The 18314-nt window shown below is 63.8% G+C and carries 14 protein-coding genes and 1 other RNA gene; 6 read left to right on the top strand and 9 right to left on the bottom strand.

The annotated features are described in order from the left end of the window. Positions 1 to 24 precede the first annotated feature (24 nt). Positions 25 to 1887: a dihydroxy-acid dehydratase gene (gene ilvD / locus NHH88_07905; protein ID USX15692.1), complete on the bottom strand. Its 1863-nt coding sequence runs from the start codon at positions 1885 to 1887 to the stop codon at positions 25 to 27. Positions 1888 to 2032: 145 nt separating this feature from the next. On the opposite strand from ilvD, the gene NHH88_07900 reads away from it, so the two are divergent. Further along, the gene (locus NHH88_07900) at positions 2033 to 2941 is read left to right on the top strand and encodes a LysR family transcriptional regulator (protein USX15691.1); all 909 of its coding nucleotides are present in this window, start codon (positions 2033 to 2035) and stop codon (positions 2939 to 2941) included. Beyond that, positions 2935 to 3795 carry a prolipoprotein diacylglyceryl transferase gene (gene lgt / locus NHH88_07895; protein ID USX15690.1) on the top strand — a complete coding sequence of 287 codons (861 nt, stop codon included), beginning with the start codon at positions 2935 to 2937 and terminating at the stop codon, positions 3793 to 3795. The genes NHH88_07900 and lgt overlap by 7 nt, the downstream gene beginning before the upstream one ends. Before the next feature lie 88 nt (positions 3796 to 3883). Here lgt and NHH88_07890 read toward each other — a convergent pair whose 3' ends face one another. The 8 genes from NHH88_07890 to NHH88_07855 form a co-directional block, all read right to left on the bottom strand. After that, positions 3884 to 4342 (bottom strand): EVE domain-containing protein, encoded by a 459-nt coding sequence (locus NHH88_07890; GenBank protein ID USX15689.1) that lies wholly within the window; start codon positions 4340 to 4342, stop codon positions 3884 to 3886. Between the two features lie 63 nt (positions 4343 to 4405). Next, positions 4406 to 4586, bottom strand: a non-coding RNA gene (ssrS, locus tag NHH88_07885) — 6S RNA. Positions 4587 to 4632: 46 nt separating this feature from the next. After that, positions 4633 to 4944, bottom strand: a complete 312-nt coding sequence (locus tag NHH88_07880) for a cell division protein ZapA (GenBank protein USX15688.1) — start codon at positions 4942 to 4944, stop codon at positions 4633 to 4635. Continuing rightward, on the bottom strand, positions 4941 to 5231 hold the full coding sequence (locus tag NHH88_07875) for a hypothetical protein (protein ID USX15687.1): 291 nt from the start codon (positions 5229 to 5231) through the stop codon (positions 4941 to 4943). The genes NHH88_07880 and NHH88_07875 overlap by 4 nt, the downstream gene beginning before the upstream one ends. A 144-nt stretch (positions 5232 to 5375) precedes the next feature. After that, entirely contained in the window at positions 5376 to 8252 is a 2877-nt protein-coding gene (locus tag NHH88_07870) for a DUF4982 domain-containing protein (GenBank protein USX15686.1), read from the bottom strand. 151 nt (positions 8253 to 8403) lie between these two features. Then, positions 8404 to 11037: a TonB-dependent receptor gene (locus NHH88_07865; protein USX15685.1), complete on the bottom strand. Its 2634-nt coding sequence runs from the start codon at positions 11035 to 11037 to the stop codon at positions 8404 to 8406. A 189-nt stretch (positions 11038 to 11226) separates the two neighbouring features. Beyond that, complete coding sequence (locus NHH88_07860; protein ID USX15684.1) at positions 11227 to 12189, bottom strand: LysR substrate-binding domain-containing protein; 963 nt, start codon at positions 12187 to 12189, stop codon at positions 11227 to 11229. Positions 12190 to 12238: 49 nt separating this feature from the next. Further along, positions 12239 to 13195 (bottom strand): SMP-30/gluconolactonase/LRE family protein, encoded by a 957-nt coding sequence (locus NHH88_07855; GenBank protein USX15683.1) that lies wholly within the window; start codon positions 13193 to 13195, stop codon positions 12239 to 12241. A 219-nt stretch (positions 13196 to 13414) separates the two neighbouring features. Between NHH88_07855 and dgoD the strand changes: the two genes are divergently transcribed. The 4 genes from dgoD to araH all read left to right on the top strand — a co-directional run bounded on the left by dgoD (position 13415) and on the right by araH (position 18275). Beyond that, positions 13415 to 14563 (top strand): galactonate dehydratase, encoded by a 1149-nt coding sequence (gene dgoD / locus NHH88_07850; GenBank protein ID USX15682.1) that lies wholly within the window; start codon positions 13415 to 13417, stop codon positions 14561 to 14563. 185 nt (positions 14564 to 14748) lie between these two features. Then, complete coding sequence (locus NHH88_07845; protein ID USX15681.1) at positions 14749 to 15738, top strand: arabinose ABC transporter substrate-binding protein; 990 nt, start codon at positions 14749 to 14751, stop codon at positions 15736 to 15738. Positions 15739 to 15741: 3 nt separating this feature from the next. Further along, complete coding sequence (gene araG, locus NHH88_07840) at positions 15742 to 17295, top strand: L-arabinose ABC transporter ATP-binding protein AraG (protein ID USX15680.1); 1554 nt, start codon at positions 15742 to 15744, stop codon at positions 17293 to 17295. Continuing rightward, positions 17292 to 18275 carry an L-arabinose ABC transporter permease AraH gene (gene araH / locus NHH88_07835; GenBank protein USX15679.1) on the top strand — a complete coding sequence of 328 codons (984 nt, stop codon included), beginning with the start codon at positions 17292 to 17294 and terminating at the stop codon, positions 18273 to 18275. Before araG ends, araH begins: the two co-directional genes overlap by 4 nt. Positions 18276 to 18314: the final 39 nt, after the last annotated feature.

Genomic DNA, 18314 nt, shown 5'->3' with positions numbered 1-18314 from the left:
GTTTGTCGTTGTTACCGGCCTCGCTTAACGCTTCAACTGCGACAAATCGCGCACGGCGCCACGGTCGGCGGAGGTGGTCAACGCAGCATACGCCTGCAACGCCTGCGACACATAACGCTCGCGGTTGACCGGCTGCCAGGCGTCGCCGCCCTTCGCTTCCATCACCTGGCGGCGCGCCGCCAAATCGGCGTCGCTGATGCGCAGGTTGATGGTGCGGTTCGGGATGTCGATGTCGATCATGTCGCCCTCTTCCACCAAACCGATTGCGCCACCCTCGGCCGCCTCCGGCGAAGCGTGGCCAATCACCAGCCCCGACGAACCGCCGGAGAAGCGGCCATCGGTGAACAGCGCGCACGCCTTGCCCAAGCCCTTGGACTTGATGTACGAAGTCGGATACAGCATCTCCTGCATGCCCGGACCGCCTTTAGGGCCTTCGTAGCGGATGACGACGACGTCGCCCTCGTGCACCGTATCGCCCAGGATCGCCTCGACCGCCGCATCCTGGCTTTCGAACACGCGCGCCTTGCCGCTGAATTTCAGAATGCTCTCGTCGACGCCGGCCGTCTTGACGATGCAACCCTTCTCGGCCAGGTTACCGTACAACACGGCCAGGCCGCCGTCCTGCGAATAGGCGTGCGCCTTGTCGCGGATGCAGCCGGTGCTGCGGTCCAGGTCCAGCGTCGCGAAACGCTCCGACTGCGAGAACGCCGTCTGCGTCGGCACGCCACCCGGCGCGGCCCGGAACAGCTGGTGCACCGCCGGATCGTCGCTGCGTTTGACGTCATTGCGTTCGATCGCCTCGGCCATGGTCGCCGCGTGGATGGTCGGCAGCGAGGTGTCGAGCAGACCGCCGCGCGCCAGTTCGCCCAGGATGCCGATAATGCCGCCGGCGCGGTGCACGTCCTCGATGTGGTACTTGTCGGTCATCGGAGCGACCTTGCACAGGCATGGCACCTTGCGCGAGATGCGGTCGATGTCGGCCATGTTGAAGTCGACGCCCGCCTCGTGCGCGGCCGCCAGCAGGTGCAGCACGGTGTTGGTGGAGCCGCCCATCGAGACGTCGAGCGCCATGGCGTTTTCAAACGCGGCCTTGGTGGCGATGGAGCGCGGCAGCACCGAGTAGTCGTCCTGCTCGTAGTGGCGCTTGGCCAGTTCGACCACCAGGCGGCCGGCGCGCAGGAACAGCTGTTCGCGGTCCGAGTGCGTGGCCAGGATGGTGCCGTTGCCCGGCAGGGCCAGGCCCAGCGCCTCGGTCAGACAGTTCATCGAGTTCGCGGTGAACATGCCCGAGCACGAACCGCAGGTCGGACAGGCGGAACGCTCGATCTCGGCGACGTCGGCGTCGCTGACGGTTTGGTCGCCGGCCTTGATCATGGCGTCGACCAGATCGAGCTTGATGATCTTCTGCGTGCCGTTGACGACCTTGACCACCTTGCCGGCTTCCATCGGGCCGCCGGAGATGAACACCACCGGAATGTTAATGCGCATGGCGGCCATCAGCATGCCCGGCGTGATCTTGTCGCAGTTGGAGATGCAGACCATGGCGTCGGCGCAGTGGGCGTTGACCATGTACTCGACCGAGTCGGCGATCAGGTCGCGCGACGGCAGCGAATACAGCATGCCGCCGTGGCCCATGGCGATGCCGTCATCGACGGCGATGGTGTTGAATTCCTTGGCGACGCCGCCGGCCTTCTCGATCTCGCGCGCCACCAGTTGTCCCAGGTCCTTCAGGTGCACGTGGCCGGGCACGAACTGCGTGAAGGAGTTAACCACGGCGACGATAGGCTTGTCGAAATCGCCATCCTTCATGCCGGTGGCGCGCCACAGGGCGCGGGCGCCGGCCATGTTGCGGCCGTGGGTGGTGGTGCGGGAACGATATACAGGCATGATGTTTCTCCAGTGATAAGGCGGCTCTAAGGCTTTGAGCGTAGCCTGACAGATTGCCTTGCCCCTGCCCCGGTGTCAAATATATGATTTTCGACTCTGTGAGTCGTATAAAATATCACCAGAGTAAATATCAATACAAACACATATGAATCTGGAACTGAGGCAACTGCGTTATTTCGTCACCGTGGCCGAGGAACTCCACTTCGGCAAGGCCGCGCTGCGCCTGCACATGACGCAGCCGCCGCTGTCGCAGACGATCCAGGCGCTGGAGCAGTTGTTGGGCGCGGCGCTGTTCGAGCGTAGCCGCCGTGGCGTGGCGCTGACGCCGGCCGGCATCGCGCTGCTGCCGGAGGCCAGGCGGCTGCTGGCGCAGGCCCAGGAGCTGCCGCAGCTGGTCCAGCGGGCCGCCGCCGGCGAGGTGGGGCGCCTGACCCTGGCCTTTGTCTCCTCGGCCGACTACAGCGTGCTGCCGCCCTTCCTGCGCGCCTACCGCGCCGCCTATCCGCAGGTGCAGATCACGCTGCAGGAAGCCACCTCCGACCTGCAGCTCGACGACCTGCTGCACAACCGCATCGACGCCGGCCTGCTGATCCCACCGCTGCCCGACAAGGCCAAACTGGAACTGGACTACCTGCCGGTGCTGAACGAGCCGCTGGTGCTGGCCGTGCCGGCCGGGCTGCTGGCGAAAAAGGGCAAGGTGGCGCTGGCCGCCATGCCACGGCTGCCGCTGATCGTGTTCCCGCGCGCGATTTCGCCGGCGCTGTACGACGCCATCCTCTCGGTGTTCCGCGACGCCGGCATCACGCCGGAGATCGGCCAGCAGGCGATTCAGATGCAGACCATCGTCAGCCTGGTCTCGGCCGGCATGGGCATGGCGCTGGTGCCGCAGTCGGTCTCCAACCTGATGCGGCCCGGGGTAGAATACCGGGCCTTGGCCGACACCGGCCCGCTGGTCGAAACCGGCCTGGCCTGGCGCCGCGACAATACGTCGCCGGTGCTGCGCGGCTTTTTGGAATTACTGAATAAGAACCTGGGAAAGAACGCTCTATGCTGATACATCCGATGCCCGATCCGGTCGCCATTCATCTGGGGCCGGTCGCGATCCACTGGTATGGCCTGATGTACGTGCTGGCCTTCGCCCTGTTCATCACCCTGGGCCGGGTGCGCATCAAGCAGCCGCATATCGCCGCGCAGGGCTGGCGCAAGGAGGACCTCGACGACATGCTGTTCTACGGGATGCTCGGTGTCGTCATCGGCGGCCGCCTCGGCGAGGTGCTGTTTTATGAGCCGGTCAAATACTTCTCCAACCCGATCGAGATTTTCAAGATCTGGCACGGCGGGATGTCCTTCCACGGCGGCTTCATTGGCGTGTTGATCGCGATGGCGGTGTGGGCGCGCCGCGCGGGACGCAACCTGCTCGACGTCTACGACTTCATCGCCCCGCTGGTGCCGCTGGGGTACGCAGCGGGACGCCTCGGTAACTTCATCAACTCCGAACTGCCGGGCCGCGTGGTGTCCGATCCGTCGCTGCCATGGGCGATGATGTGGCCGGACATTTCGTATCCGCTGTTCCCCAATCCAGTGTTCCTGCAAGGGCTGCGCCATCCATCGCCGCTGTATCAAATGCTGATCGACGGCCTGCTGGTGTTCGTCATCCTGTGGCTGTACGCGCGCAAGGAGCGTCCGCGCCTGGCGGTTGGCGCCTTCTATACGCTGCTGTACGGGTGCGCGCGCTTCTTCACCGAGTACTTCCGCACGCCCGACTGGGAGACCGCCGTCCTGGGCATGCCGATCACCTCCGGCCAGGTGTTGTCGCTGCCGATGATCGTCGGCGCCATCGCCATGCTGGTGTGGGCCTACAAGGTCAAACAGAAAGGCCGCGCGCCTATCCTTCCCCGAGCCAGCTAACCCGCACGGCCATGCGGGGTCGGACCCCAATGGGTCCGACCCCTAAGTTGGGATGCGGGCGTATCGCTAAACGCTTGCCGGGTTTGACCTACTTTATTAGCTTGACGATCGCCTTCCATTGCGCCGCCGTGACGGGCGTGATGGACAGGCGGCTGCCCTTCTGCAGCACCACCATATCCTCCAGCGCAGGGATGGTCCGCATCTCGGCCAGCGACAGCAAACGGGTTTTCTCCGTGCCCTTCACATCGACCGAAATCCAGCGCGGCTGCTCCGGCGTCGCCTTGGCGTCGTAGTACTTGCTCTTCTTGTCGAATTGCGTGGCGTCGGGATACGGCCCGCCCACTACCACCGCCAAGCCGGCGATGCCGGGCTCCGGGCAGCTGGAGTGATAGAACAGCACGCCGTCGCCGTCCTGCATCTGGTCGCGCATGAAATTGCGCGCCTGGTAGTTACGCACGCCGAACCATGGCGTGGTCTGATCCTTCGACGCCATCACGTCGTCGATACTGACTTCATCGGGCTCGGACTTCATCAACCAGTATTGCATCGCTTTTCTCCAGACGAAAAAAAGCGGCTGCGCATTCACATGCTAACAACCGCTTTCTAGATATAAGGCCCCGCCTGTGCCGTCTTTGCCGGCATCCCGAACCAAACGGTTCAAGGTGGTCACAGTTAGTTCAATTTCGGGTTCATCGGTCTAGCGACGCTCACGCCCATCGAACAAAATTCCGCAACCGGTGCACATAAATGGTTCAAGGAATATATGGCAATCGCGAACACCGCAGGGTACGAAGAAGTTTACTCTCTTGTCCGCCGCAAAGGAAGGAGTTTAGCGAATTAAAACAGGGTTTCTTGTGGAGTCAGTGCGCTATCGAGCACTTTGTGCATGGCGCCGATCTTGGTCTGCACTTCCAGAATCGACATGTCAGACAACGGACCTTGCGGCGATTTCACCGACAGGAATTCCGCCGCCATGCCCAGCGCGGCCATCACGGCGATGCGGTCATTGCCCTTGATTTTGCCGCCGTCGCGGATGCTGGTCATCTTCTTGTCCAGCAAAGCGGCCGCTTCGCGCAGCGCGCGCTCTTCCTCGGGTTTGCACACCAGACGGTATGGCTGGCCCATGATGGACACATCCAGCTGAATCATCGTACATCCTCTTTTTCAGGCAGATGGTCGGTTGCGGGTTGCTCATCTTCGTCCTGATCGGACTCGGCGTTGGACTCGGACTTGGACTCGTCCTCCAGCGACGGCACTTTTTCCAGCAGCGCCACGATCCTGCCGGACGCTTCGCTGAGGCGGCGCTGATAGCCCATGTTCTCGACCACGAGTGCGGCATTGGCTTGGCGCAACTGGGCATTCTCGCGGCGCAAGGCGTTGGTCATCTCGGCCAACTGGTCGATCTTGTCGGATAGTTCTTCGAATTCGGAAATCATCCCGCCACTATAGGCAGCGCGCGGGGCGCCGTCAACCGAATCAGGCGCCCGCAACCCCATTTTGGGGCTGCGGCACGCGAATTACGCTCGATTTAATTAATGGCTAAGAATACAAGACACAATCTTATTACTTTACCAGCCTCATTACTTTACCTGCGGCTCGATCGTGACGTGCCCTTCGATACCGCTGCCCTGACCTGGCTCGGCTTCGACGATCACATTAATCTCACGTTTGCCAGTGCCAGCGGGCAACGGCAGGTCCAGCGGCGCGGGCGCGTAGCTGTCCTTCTTGCCGACCAGCTTGCCGTTGACCCACACCTCGGCCTTGCCACGGATGCCGCCGAAGCGGATCAAGCCGTTGCCGTTGGCGAGGTTCTTGCGCGGCGTGAAGCTGGAGCGGTACAGATGATACTTGGCGCCAGCGTCCGCCCACAGCGGCGGCGAACCCCAGCCCCAGGTGTTCATGTCGAAGCCTGCCAGTTTCTGGTTCGGGTCCGGACGCTGGTCGCTGACCGGCGCCACGCGCCAGCTGCGCACAAAAGTCGTCGGCGCGTCGGCGCTGGTGACGAACGGCTCCGCCGCCACCGCCTTGACGGGAATCGAGATCTTCGCCGCGCTCAGGCCCGGCGCCGTGGCGACCACGTTGACGGCCTCCTTGCTGTCCCAGTTGGTCTGCACGATCAGCTGCGCCAGGCCGTTGAACAGGCGGCGCGTGGCGCCCTTCTCATCCTCGTGCGAGGTCGGATCGCCGTTGCCGTGCCCGATGGAGCGGCCGCCGCCCGTCACCGCGAAGGTGACGTTGGCATCGGCCAGCGGCACCGCGCGGCCCTGCGCATCGAGTGCGCGCACGGTGATCGGCATGGCGTCGCGGCCATCGCCGGCCAGCTGCGCGCGGTCCGGCACCAGTTCCAGCGCGACGGCGGCGCCGGTGGTCTCCACCGACGTGCGCGCGACTTCCTTGCCGCCGCGATAACCGACCGCCTCCAGCTTGCCCGGCGCGTAGGCGACGTTGAAGAAGTTCATGCGGAACGGATCGACCTGCTGCTCGCCCAGCGCTTTGCCGTTCAACAGCAGCTGCACCTTCTCGACGTTGGCCATCACCATCACGCGGATGTCCTTGCCCTCGCTGCCGCTCCAGTTCCAGTGCGGCGCGATGTGGATCAGCGGACGGTCCTTGATCCACTGGACCTGGTGGATGTAGTAGGCGTTCTTCGGGAAGCCGTTCAAGTCCATGATGCCGAACACCGAGCTGACGGCCGGCCAATCGTTCGGCGTCGGTTCGCCGCGATAATCGAAGCCGGTCCAGACGAAGCCGCCGGCCACGTAGGGACGGGTGGCGATCGCCTCCCACGCGTCGCGGTGGGTATTGCCCCACTGGGCCGCGTCGCTCAGGTCATCGTAGCTGGCGATGATGCCCTTTTCCTTGACGGTCTTGAACTCGCCGCGCGTCATGAAGGCCGAGGTGTCCTCCGAGCTGGTGAAAGGCTTGTTCGGATAGGCCTTGTGATAGCGGTCGTAGTCCGGCACCTGGTAGTTGGCGCCGACCACGTCCACCGCGTGCGAGACATTGAGGTCGCTGAAGAAGCCACCGTTCATCGCCGCCGTCACCGGACGGGTGTCGTCCAGCGATTTGACCACGGCCGCCATGCGGCGCACCATCTCGTAGCCCACTTCGGAACCCTGCACCGGCTCCTCGTTAAACACCGACCACAGGATGATGCCCGGATGGTGGCGGTCGCGCTTGACCATCCACTCCAGCTGCTTCATGTAGTCCGGCGACGGATTGAAGTTGCGGTTCTCGTCCATGACGACAAAGCCCATGCGGTCGACCATGTCCAGCACTTCGGCCGCCGGCGCGTTGTGCGAGAAGCGGATCGCGTTCACGCCCAGTTCCTTCAAACGGCGCAGGCGGTATTCCCACACCGAATCCGGAATCGCCACGCCGACGCCGGCATGGTCCTGGTGGATGCACACGCCTTGCAGCTTGAGGTGTTGGCCGTTCAGGAAGAAGCCTTGCTGGGCGTCGAAGCGAATGGTGCGGAAGCCGGTGTGCAGCGAGACTTCATCCTGCGCCTTGCCGTCCTGGATGACCCGAGTGGTGACGCGGTACAGATTGGTTTTCTCGATCGACCACAGGGCCGGATCGTTGATGGAGAACGGCAGCTTGACGACGGCGTCCTTCAACACGCCGACGGATGCCTTGGCGGTCTGGCGGCCGACCTGCTTGCCGGCCGGGTCGAACAGCGTGACTTCGACGGTGACGTCGGAGACCTTCTTGCCGCTGTTGTTGACGGTGACTTCCACCGGCAAGCTCCACAGCTTGCCCTTGCCCGCGCGCGGCACCGCGTACACGCCGTCGGTCGCCACGTGCACCGGCGCGCGCTTGACCAGCCACGCGTGGCGGTACATGCCGGCGCCTTCATACCACCAGCCCTCCATCGCCTCGGCGTCGGCGCGGATCGAGATGGTGTTGAGCGAGTCGCCGTAGTTCAGATATGGCGTGATGTCGATGTTGCTGGCGTTGTAGCCGGACCAGTTGCGGTTGACCACATTGCCGTTCACCCAAACCGTGGCGTGGGTGGCGATGGCGTCGAATTGCAGCTCGAAATGGCGGCCGCGATCGGCCGGATCGACCTTCAGGTAACGGCGATACCAGCCGATGCCGCGCGGACGGTAGCCCTGCGAGATATTGGCCTTGGGATCGAACGGACCTTCGACGGCCCAATCGTGCGGCAGGTCGAGGCGGCGCCAGTCGGAGTCGTCGAATTCGGTGCCGGCCGCGCCGGGCGCGTTGCCGGCCTTGGCGTTGCTATACGATTCCTCGTGGCCGACGATGGGCGGCTGGACGACGTCGCCCAGATGGAACAGCCAGCCGCGATCGAGCGAGAGGCGCTCGCGCCCCGCTTTGACGTCGGGCTTGGTGGAAGTGTTGGAAGTGGTGACCGCATCGGCGGAAACGCAGGCCGCGAGCAGCATAACGGCGGCGCCAAAGCGCCGCCAATTGAAGATGTTGGAATTCAAATTGGACTCCCGGTAGGCTAAACCCGCAAACCTGGGGTCGTACCCGATGGGTACGACCCCGCCTGGCCGTGCGGGTTAAAAAAAAACGGAGCAGCGCTCTCACGCACCGCTCCGTAAAACCACGATAAAAAAGTTACAAGAGACTAGGACATTACAGCTTGAACGACAGACCCAGGTTGAAGCGGCGACCGAACTCGGTCACTTCCTGCTGCACAGGGATGTTCGCGCTGGTGTAGACGGCCTTCTGGTTGGTCAGGTTGTCGATACCGAAGCGCAGCTGGATGTTAGGCGTCAATTGCTTGGCCAGGTTCAGGGTCAGGTAGGTCTCGGCTTCGTTCTCGATCAACTGACCCGCGTTCCAGGTCGGGTTGCGCACGAAGGCGCTCTTGTAGTTGGCCGACAGGCGCGCTTCGTAACCGGCTTTTTCGTACCACAGGGTCACGCCGCCGTTGTGCTTCATCAGGCCTTCGATCGGGTAAGGATTGACCGATGGCGTGGCTTCGCGGATGTTACTGGTCGTGTAAGCGTAGTTGCTGGCGACGCCCAGGCCGTCGAACGGTGCAGGCAGACCGGTGAACGCTTGCTGGTACACCAGCTCCAGACCGCGAATATCGCCGCCGTCGCCGTTGATCGAACGCGTCACGGTCGCCGGGCGGCCGTTGATGACGGTGGTGTCGCTGGTCAGGGCGATGTAGCGCTGGACCTTCTTGTAGAACGCGCCGGCCGACAGCAGCGAACCTTTCGAGAAGTACCACTGGTAAGCCAGATCGACCTGGTTGGCCATCATCGGCTTCAGCTCGGGGTTACCAGCGCTGCCGGTGGTCGGCTGCGACGAATCGGCAACCACGTTCAGGTTACGCGAGGCGCGCATTTCATCCATCGGCGCGCGCGACATGGCGCGGGCCAGGCTGAAACGGATCTGGTGTTCCTGCTTCTCGTCCAGGTTGAAGATGGCGTTCATGCTAGGCAGGATCTCGGTGTACGAGGTGCCGCCTTCGACATCGGTTGGCGCCGCGCCGTTGACCGACTGCATGCCGTAGCCGGTTTGCTTGGTGTGCACCACGCGCACGCCGACGTTGCCGCGATAGGTCTTGCCGAAGGCTTCGCCATCGAGGTCGCCCTGGATGAAGGCCGAGGTGCTGCGCTCCTTGACCTTCCAGCCCGACAGCAGATCGTTCTGGGTCTGCGGACGGCCGTCCGGATTGAAAGCGTTCGGACCGAAGGCGGCCGAGGTGCTGGCGCCGAAGTCCTTCAGCACGATGTACGAAGGGAAGCCGGCAACGGTGACGGTCTCGTAATCCGAAGCCGGGATCGCCGAAGTCTGCGACAGCTGCCAGGTGGTCTGGCGATAGCTCTTCTCGCGATCGGTGGCGCGCACGCCGACCTTGAGACGGCTGAAGATGCTGTTTTCGATCGGACGCGCGGCCGTGACCGACGCGGCGTTCAGCAAATCCTTGATATGGCCGTCGGTGTCGACATACAGGGTCGGTGCTTCGAAGTTGGCAGGATTGCCGGTGTCGATGCCGCCGAAGTTGTAGCTTTGGCGTTCGTCGCCGGTGAACGACCAGTTGATCTGCACTGGAATGCTGCCCAGCGAATTCTGACGCAGGTCGCGCCACTGGCTGCTGCGCAGCGCGTGGGAGGTCGACAGATCGGTTTCGACTTTCCAGTCGCCGAGATTGACCTTGGCGTTCAAGCCGCTGGCCGACACGCTGCTGTCCTGGATCCAGTGCGCGTCGTTGTTGATCACACGCGACCAGTTCAAGGTGCCGCCGGCGACGTAGCCGTTGCGGACATCCAGGTTGCTGAAGTTACCCGAGTTGCCGCCGTCCCAGTTGCCCATGTCGCCGGTCCAGTGCTGCATCTGGGCTTCGTCGATGGCGGTCTTGGCGTAGTAGGTGTCGGCGGTGATCAGGACGTCGTTGTTCGGTTTCCATTCGACTTTACCCAGCACGCTGCTGCGCTTGTTGCTGCCACGGCGCACGTCGTCCTGGAAGCCCCATGGGGTCTTGTCGATCTTGCCGTCGCCGTTGATGTCGGCCGAGTTGTTCTCGTTGAAGCCCCAGTGGCGCACGTTCTTCTGCACCGATGGCTGGTCCTGGTAGCTGAACGCGATGGCCGCGCCCAGGGTCTTGTTCAGGAACTGGTCGACATAGATGCCGCCCACGCGTGGCGCGACCTTGTCGGCGCCGGCGATGTCCTTGGCCAGCGCGTAGTACAGCGCATCGGCTTTGAGCGACAGCTGGCGGCCGCTGTACTTCAGCGGCGAGACGGTTTGCAGATCGATGGTGGTGGCGATGCCGCCTTCGGTGACTTCCGCCATCTGCGTTTTGTAGACGGTGGCGCCGCTCACGGACTCCGACGGGAACTGCTCGAAACGCACGGCGCGGTTAGGCTCCGACGACGCCAGTTCGCGGCCGTTCAGGGTGGCGCCAATGAAGCGTGGACCCATGCCGCGCGCGACGATCTGCGACGCGTTGCCGCGATCGAGGCCGGACGACAGGCCTGGCAGGCGCGCCAGCGATTCGGCGATGGTGGTGTCAGGCAGCTTGCCGATGTCTTCCGACGATACGACTTCCACCATGCTGTTGCTGGCTTCCTTGGCCGCCAGCGCGTTGCGCACGGAGGCGCGGATGCCGGTCACGTTCACTTGCTGGATCTCGCCGGCGGCCGGTGCGGCCGGGGCTGCGGCGGCCGGTGCGGCTTCTTGTGCGAGGGCTTGCTGCGCCATCAACGGGGTCGTGAAAAGCGCGGCGATGAGCAAGCTCATTTTCTTGTGTTTCATGTGCATCTCCAGTGTTTGTATGAGTTCCGTCTCTGATACAGAGCGGACGGATAGACTGGATGCTAAGCGAAACACTAGTTCATAAGCCAATAGCTAATTGCATTCTGTCCATATCAAGTTCGTATATCAGACATACACAATGACGAAAAGAGCAATAGCTCCGCTATGACAACAGGAATAGAAAGAAGATTAAGACGGAGGATGATAATGTGGGTACATGCTGGCGGCGGCGTCGCGCAAAGCCAACAACATTGCATCCGCGCCAGGCGAGAGCTGGTGCCGTTTGCGCGTGACGATGCCGAACGAATCCATGCTCACGCCCAGATCGAACGGCAGCACGGTCATCAGGCCGGCTTGCAGATACGCTTGCACGGCGTCCGCCGGAAGCGCTACCACCATGTCGCTGCTCATCAACAGACTGGCGACCACCGGCAGGTCCTGCGTCTCCACCGTCTCGCCGGGTTGCTCCAGGCCGTGCGATAAAAACAGCGCGGTCAGGCGGTCGCGCAGGATGCTGCCGGCCGGCGGCAGCACCCAGCATTGATGCATCAGCTCTTCCAGCTGCAGGTCGGTGCGGCTGGCCAGCGGATGGCCGCTGCGCGCGATCAGCAGGTGCGGCTCGTCGGTCAGCGGTTCGAAATTGAGTTCGTCGGCGGCGGCCGTATCGAGGATGCGGCCGACCACCAGATCGAGCTCGCCGCTGCGCAGGCGCTCCACCAGCACTTTGCTGGTCGACATCTTGACGGCGACATGCACGCGCGCATGGCGCGACTTGAGCAGGTTGATTGCCTTCGGCACCAGGCTCGTGGCGGGCGCCAGCACGGTGCCGATGCCCACGCGGCCGCGCAGGCCGGACAACAGTTCCATCACCTCCTGGTGGGCCGCGTCCATTTCCGCCAATGCCGCGCCGGCGCGCCGGATAAGTACTTTCCCGTACCAGGTCGGCGACACGCCGCGCGAGAGCCGCTCGAACAGCTGAACGCCGAGCGCGTGTTCAAGCTCGCCCAGCAATTTGGACGCACCAGGTTGAGTCAGGTTGGCGGCTTGCGCCGCGTGTGCGATGGAGCCGTGACGGCCCAGTTCTACCAGCAAGACCAGATGGCGGGTTTTCAGGTGGGAACGAACAAAGCGATCTGAGCGGGTATCGGTCATATGGGTGATTATTTTGATCGCCCATCATATATGGCGGGCTGGTCCAGCGTCAATCACCGATGGAGGGTGCGGGCGGCGTGGCGGAACGGCCGGGACCGCCATCGGCGAACGGGACATCCGGCACGCCCTTCGGCGGCTGGCGCGCCAGGTCCGCCGGCAAATCGGGCGCCAGGTCGGGCGGCAGGCCGTACAGGCCGCCGTTCGCGCCCAGCACCAGTAGCTGGCGCAAGCCCTCGCCGCCGAAGGCCACGCCGGCGGCCGCCTCGCGCGCCATGCCGATGCGCCGCAGGGCGCCGCCGTGTGGCGCGTATTGCACCAAGGCACCGCCCTGCACGCTCCACAAGCGGTCGGCGCTGTCGACCACGGCCGCGCCGGCCCCGGGCGCCAGTACCGTTGCAAACGTTTTCACGTTGGACACCTTGGCGCGCTCCGAATCATATTCGCATTGCATGATGTCGCCCTGGGCCGTGTCGGCGAAGTACATGCGGCGGCCGTCGGTGCTGAAGGCGATGCCGCCGGCCTTGACCACGACCGGCAGCGCCAGCCGGCGCAAACCGTGGCGCTGCGAATACTGGTAAAAGCTGCCGATGGGACGCTGGTCGGTGGCCGTGTTGGCGGTGCCGAAAACGAAATTGCCGCCCCGGTCGGTGCAGCCGTCGCTGATGCTGGTGCGCGGCTCGGCCGCGTCGACGGTCAGCAGAACCTGGCTTTGCAGCGGACGGCTGGCCTGGCCCGGCGGCGGCAAATCGACCATGCCCAGGCGCTTGCCCTGCCCCAGCAGCACGCGGCCGGAGCTGCAGCAGGCCATTACGCAAGCGTTTTCCTGCAGGCGCAGGCCGCTGGGCATGCCGGCCGGGGCCGGCCAGGCGTATAACTGGCCCCCTTGCGGGTCCGGCCAGCGCCAGCAGCGCCCGGCGGGGTCCCAGCGCAGGGCGCTGCCGGCCTGGCCGACGCGCAGCAGCATGATGCCGGGGGTCGACGCGACATGCGTACTGGTATCGATCATGCTGGCCGCGCTCCCGGAATATTGAGTGCTGCCAGTCTAAAGGGCGAAGGAATACAATTGATATGAATTTACCACTATCAGCTATGCTGATATCAGATAGCAACGGGGCCTATTTCTGCTATTCGATAATGATATGGCTTGTGTTGAATTAATCATATTTCCCGTCTAGGCGGGAAGCTTAGACTGAAGGCTGTTCCCTGAACTTATTCTTCTTCTCCTATGAAAATCACCAAACTGACGACCTACCGTGTTCCACCGCGCTGGATGCTGCTGAAAATCGAGACCGATGAAGGCGTCGTCGGCTGGGGCGAACCGGTCATCGAAGGCCGCGCGCGCACCGTGGAGACCGCCGTCCAGGAACTGGAATCGTATCTGATCGGCGCCGACCCGGCCCGCATCAACGACCTGTGGCAGACCATGTACCGCGCCGGCTTCTATCGCGGCGGCGCCATCCTGATGAGCGCCATCGCCGGTATCGACCAGGCGCTGTGGGACATCAAGGGCAAAGTGATGGGCAAGCCGGTCTATGAACTGCTGGGCGGCCTGGTGCGCGACCGCATGAAAATGTACAGCTGGGTGGGCGGCGACCGTCCGGCCGACATCATCGAACAGATCACCAAACTCAAGGCCGGCGGCTTCGATACGTTCAAGATGAACGGCACCGAGGAACTGGGCCTGCTGGACACCTCGGCCGCCGTCGACAAGGCCGTGCAGCGCGTGGCGGAAATCCGCGAAGCGTTCGGCAACACCATCGAATTCGGCCTGGACTTCCACGGCCGCGTGGCCGCGCCGATGGCCAAGACCCTGTTGCGCGAACTGGAGCAGTTCCGTCCATTGTTCGTCGAAGAGCCGGTGCTGGCCGAGCAGGCCGAGTACTATCCACGCCTGGCCGAAATGACGTCGATCCCGCTGGCGGCCGGCGAGCGCATGTACTCGCGCTTCGAATTCAAGAACGTGTTCGCGGCCGGCGGCTTGGCTATCGTGCAGCCGGATCTGTCGCACGCCGGCGGCATCACCGAGTGCCTGAAGATTGCCTCGATGGCCGAAGCCTACGACGTCACCCTGGCGCCGCACTGCCCTCTGGGTCCGGTGGCGCTGGCCTCGTGCCTGGCGGTCGACTTCGTGTCGTACAACGCCGTGCTGCAGGAACAAAGCATGGGCATCCACTACAACAAGGGCGGCGAGCTGCTCGACTACGTGATCAACAAGGAAGACTTCACGATCACCGACGGCTACTGCAAGCCGTTGCCTAAACCAGGTTTGGGCGTGGAAGTGGACGAGGAGCGCGTGATCGCGGCGAGCAAAAACGCACCCGACTGGCGCAACCCTGTATGGCGCCATGCGGATGGCAGCGTCGCCGAATGGTGATGCGGTAGTGAACGAGCCGGCGCTTCGACGCCGGCTTTTTTCTGCCCGTCGGGAAGAGGCGCTTAGACCAAACCCGGCACGCTTTTAGCGATACGCTTGCGCTACCACGTAGGGGTCGTACCCCAAGGGGTACGACCCCGCATGGAATTGCGGGTTAAAAATTTAAAACAAAACGGAGACTTACCATGAAACGTACCTTGCTCGCCGCAGCATCGCTGTGCCTGATGGCCGCGACCCAATTCACCAGCGTCGCCCACGCGGCCGATCCGGTCAAGATCGGCTTCCTCGTCAAACAGGCCGAGGAGCCGTGGTTCCAGGACGAATGGCGCTACGCCGAGCAGGCGGCCAAGGACAAGGGCTTCACCCTGGTCAAGATCGGCATCCCCAACGGCGAAAAAATGATCGCCGCGATCGACAACCTGGCCGCGCAAAAAGCGCAGGGCTTCGTCATCTGCGCGCCGGACGTCAAGCTGGGCAAGGCCATCGAGCGTTCCGCCAAGCGTAACAACCTCAAAGTGATCTCGGTCGACGACCGCCTGGTCGACGGCACCGGCAAGCCGATCGCCTCGATCCCGCACATGGGCATCTCCGGTTACGCCATCGGCAAGCAGGTCGGCGAAGGCATCGCCGCCGAAGTCAAAAACCGCAAATGGAACATCGCCGAAGTGGGCGTGATCCGCGTCGCCTACGACCAGCTGCCGACCGCCAAGGAACGCACCACCGGCGCCATAGACGCGCTCAAAGCCGCCGGTTTCCCGGCCGCGAACATCGTCGACGCGCCGCAGGCGAAGACCGACACCGAAAGCGCCTTCAACGCCGCCAACATCGCGCTGACCAAGAACGCGCGCTTCAAGCATTGGGTGGCCGTGGGCCTGAACGATGAAGCGGTGCTGGGCGCCGTGCGCGCCGCCGAAGGACGCGGCATCAAGGCCGATTCGATGGTGGGCGTCGGCATCGGCGGCGCCAAGGCCGCCGAAAATGAATTGAACAAACCTGCGCCGACCGGCTTCTATGGCTCGGTGATGATCAGCGCCAAGCAGCACGGCTACGAGACCTCGGTCAATATGTACAACTGGATCACCGGAAAAGGAACCCCGCCGGCCGAAGTGCTGACCAAGGGAATGCTGATGACGCGCGCCAACCAGGCCGACGTCCGCAAGCAAATGGGCATGTAAGCCATGGCGGCTTACCTCCAATTCGACGAGGTCTGCAAATTCTTCCCCGGCGTGAAAGCCCTGAACGGCGTGAGCTTCGATGCGCACGCCGGCCAGGTGCATGGCCTGCTGGGCGAGAACGGCGCGGGCAAGTCGACCTTGCTCAAAATACTGGGCGGCCAATATAAACCCGACGGCGGCCGCCTGATGGTCAACGGCGCCGAGTGCCGCTTCACCAGCGCCAAGGATGCCATCGGCGCCGGCATCGCCGTGATCCACCAGGAGCTGCAATACGTCCCGGAGCTGACGGTGGCCGAGAACGTGCTGCTGGGCCGCATGCCGACCCGTTTTGGCCTGCTGGACAAGCCGAAGGCTTACCGCATGGTGTCCGAGAAGCTGGCCGCCATCGGCGTCGACCTGGCGCCGGACGCCAAGCTGGCCGACCTGTCGATCGCGCAGCGCCAGATGGTGGAGATCTGCAAGGCCATCATGCAGGACGCACAGGTCATCGCCTTCGACGAACCGACCAGCAGCCTGTCGCACCGCGAGACCGAAATCCTGTTCCGCCTCGTGCGCGAGCTGCGCGCCGACGGCCGCACCCTGATCTACATCTCGCACCGGCTGGAGGAGTTGTACGCGCTGTGCGACGCCTGCACCATCTTCCGCGATGGCCGCAAGATCGTCACGCACAACATCATGGCCGAGGTGCCGCGCGACCGCCTGATCAGCGACATGGTGGGACGTGAGCTGAGCGACATCTACGACTACCGTCCGCGCGCGCTCGGCGAGGAGCGCCTGAAGATACAGGGCCTCGACGGCCACCACATGAAAGGTCCGCAAAGCTTTTCCGTGCGCGGCGGCGAGGTGCTGGGCTTTTTCGGCTTGGTGGGCGCCGGCCGCAGCGAGTTGATGCGCTTGCTGTACAACGCCGATCCGCGCAGCGCCGGCCAGGTGCTGCTCGATGGCGCGACCGTGCCGACGGGCGCGCCGACCGACGCCATCGCCGCCGGCATCGTGCTGTGCCCCGAGGACCGCAAGGAGCAAGGCATCCTGGCCACGGCCTCGGTGGCGGAGAACATCAACATCAGCGTGCGGCGCATCGACCTGCGCGCCGGCCTGTTCCTGCGCCATAAAAAAGAGGCGGCGCTGGCCGACGAATTCATCGCCCGGCTGCGCATCAAGACGCCCAACCGCCAGCAGGAGATCCGCCTGCTCTCCGGCGGCAACCAGCAAAAGGTGATCCTGGCGCGCTGGCTGGCCGAACCCGGGCTGAAGGTGCTGATCCTGGACGAGCCGACGCGCGGCATCGACGTCGGCGCCAAGAACGACATCTACCGCATCATCCACGAAGTTGCCGAACGCGGTTGCTGCGTGATCGTCGTCTCGAGCGAACTGCCGGAGGTGTTGGGCATCTCGGACCGCGTGATCGTCATGCGCGAAGGCGCCATCTGCGGCGAATTGTCGCGCGCCGACGCCAGCGAAACCGAGGTGCTGCGCCTGGCGCTGCCCGATTCCACCGTGCCCGCCGCCCCCGCCCATATTGAAACTCCCGCACTTCATACCCGGAGCATCGCATGAACGTCTCATCCATCAATCCCGCCGCCAAGCCGGCGGCGCCCCTGGTCTCGCGTCAATGGCTGATCGAATACAGCATGCCGCTGGCATATGTCGTGCTGTTCGCGGTGCTGGCCGTCACCGTCGAAAACTTCTTCTCGGTGACCAACGTCGTCGGCCTGATGCTGTCGGTGGCGCAGATCGGCATGGTCGCCTGCACCATGATGCTGTGCCTCGCCTCGCGCGACTTCGATCTGTCGGTCGGCTCGACCATCGCCTTCGCCGGCGTGCTGGGCGCGATCGTGTTGGAACATAGCGGCAGCGTCACGTTGGCCGTCGGTGCTGGCCTCGCGGCGGGCGCCCTGATCGGCGCGCTCAATGGCGTGTTGATCGCCTACCTGCGCGTGAACGCCTTGATCGCCACCCTGGCGACGATGCTGATGGTGCGCGGGCTGGCCTTCATCGTCTCGCAGGGCCAGGCGGTCGGCATCAACAGCGACGCCTTCATCGACTTCGGCGACACCCGCATCTTCGGCATGCCGCTGCCGGTGCTGATCTGCGCCTGCTGCTTCGTGGTGTTCGGCATTTTGCTGAACCAGACGGTCTTCGGTCGCAACACCCTGGCCATCGGCGGCAACCCGGAAGCGGCGCGGCTGGCCGGTGTGCGCGTCGAACGGCTGCGCGTGTGGATCTTCCTGCTGCAAGGCCTGGTCACCGCGATGGCGGGCCTGATCCTGGCCTCGCGCATCACCAGCGGCCAGCCCAATGCGGCGCAAGGTTTCGAGCTGGATGTGATCTCGGCGTGTGTGCTCGGTGGCGTCTCGCTCCAGGGTGGCAAGGCGCGCATCTTCGGCGTGCTGATCGGCGTGCTGATCATGGGCACGGTGGAAAACGTCATGAACCTGATGGACGTCGACGCGTTTTACCAGTATCTGATGCGCGGCGTGATCCTGCTGGTGGCGGTGCTGCTGGACCAGTTGAAAACGCGCGGCGACCGGCACTAAACACGTGGTGCCATGCAGGCGCCGCTGGCATGCATGCAT

Source organism: Oxalobacteraceae bacterium OTU3CAMAD1, assembly GCA_024123915.1.
GTDB lineage: Bacteria > Pseudomonadota > Gammaproteobacteria > Burkholderiales > Burkholderiaceae_D > Rugamonas.
This window is presented reverse-complemented; position numbering and strand designations above follow the sequence as displayed.

What these genes read in the sequence shown, in the direction of transcription:
- NHH88_07880 (USX15688.1), bottom strand. Translation starts at nt 4,944, where the DNA reads ATGATTCAGCTGGATGTGTCCATCATGGGCCAGCCATACCGTCTGGTG.
- NHH88_07865 (USX15685.1), bottom strand. Translation starts at nt 11,037, where the DNA reads ATGAAACACAAGAAAATGAGCTTGCTCATCGCCGCGCTTTTCACGACC.
- NHH88_07845 (USX15681.1), top strand. Translation starts at nt 14,749, where the DNA reads ATGAAACGTACCTTGCTCGCCGCAGCATCGCTGTGCCTGATGGCCGCG.
- ilvD (USX15692.1), bottom strand. Translation starts at nt 1,887, where the DNA reads ATGCCTGTATATCGTTCCCGCACCACCACCCACGGCCGCAACATGGCC.
- dgoD (USX15682.1), top strand. Translation starts at nt 13,415, where the DNA reads ATGAAAATCACCAAACTGACGACCTACCGTGTTCCACCGCGCTGGATG.
- NHH88_07855 (USX15683.1), bottom strand. Translation starts at nt 13,195, where the DNA reads ATGATCGATACCAGTACGCATGTCGCGTCGACCCCCGGCATCATGCTG.
- NHH88_07860 (USX15684.1), bottom strand. Translation starts at nt 12,189, where the DNA reads ATGACCGATACCCGCTCAGATCGCTTTGTTCGTTCCCACCTGAAAACC.
- NHH88_07890 (USX15689.1), bottom strand. Translation starts at nt 4,342, where the DNA reads ATGCAATACTGGTTGATGAAGTCCGAGCCCGATGAAGTCAGTATCGAC.
- araG (USX15680.1), top strand. Translation starts at nt 15,742, where the DNA reads ATGGCGGCTTACCTCCAATTCGACGAGGTCTGCAAATTCTTCCCCGGC.
- NHH88_07900 (USX15691.1), top strand. Translation starts at nt 2,033, where the DNA reads ATGAATCTGGAACTGAGGCAACTGCGTTATTTCGTCACCGTGGCCGAG.
- NHH88_07875 (USX15687.1), bottom strand. Translation starts at nt 5,231, where the DNA reads ATGATTTCCGAATTCGAAGAACTATCCGACAAGATCGACCAGTTGGCC.
- araH (USX15679.1), top strand. Translation starts at nt 17,292, where the DNA reads ATGAACGTCTCATCCATCAATCCCGCCGCCAAGCCGGCGGCGCCCCTG.
- lgt (USX15690.1), top strand. Translation starts at nt 2,935, where the DNA reads ATGCTGATACATCCGATGCCCGATCCGGTCGCCATTCATCTGGGGCCG.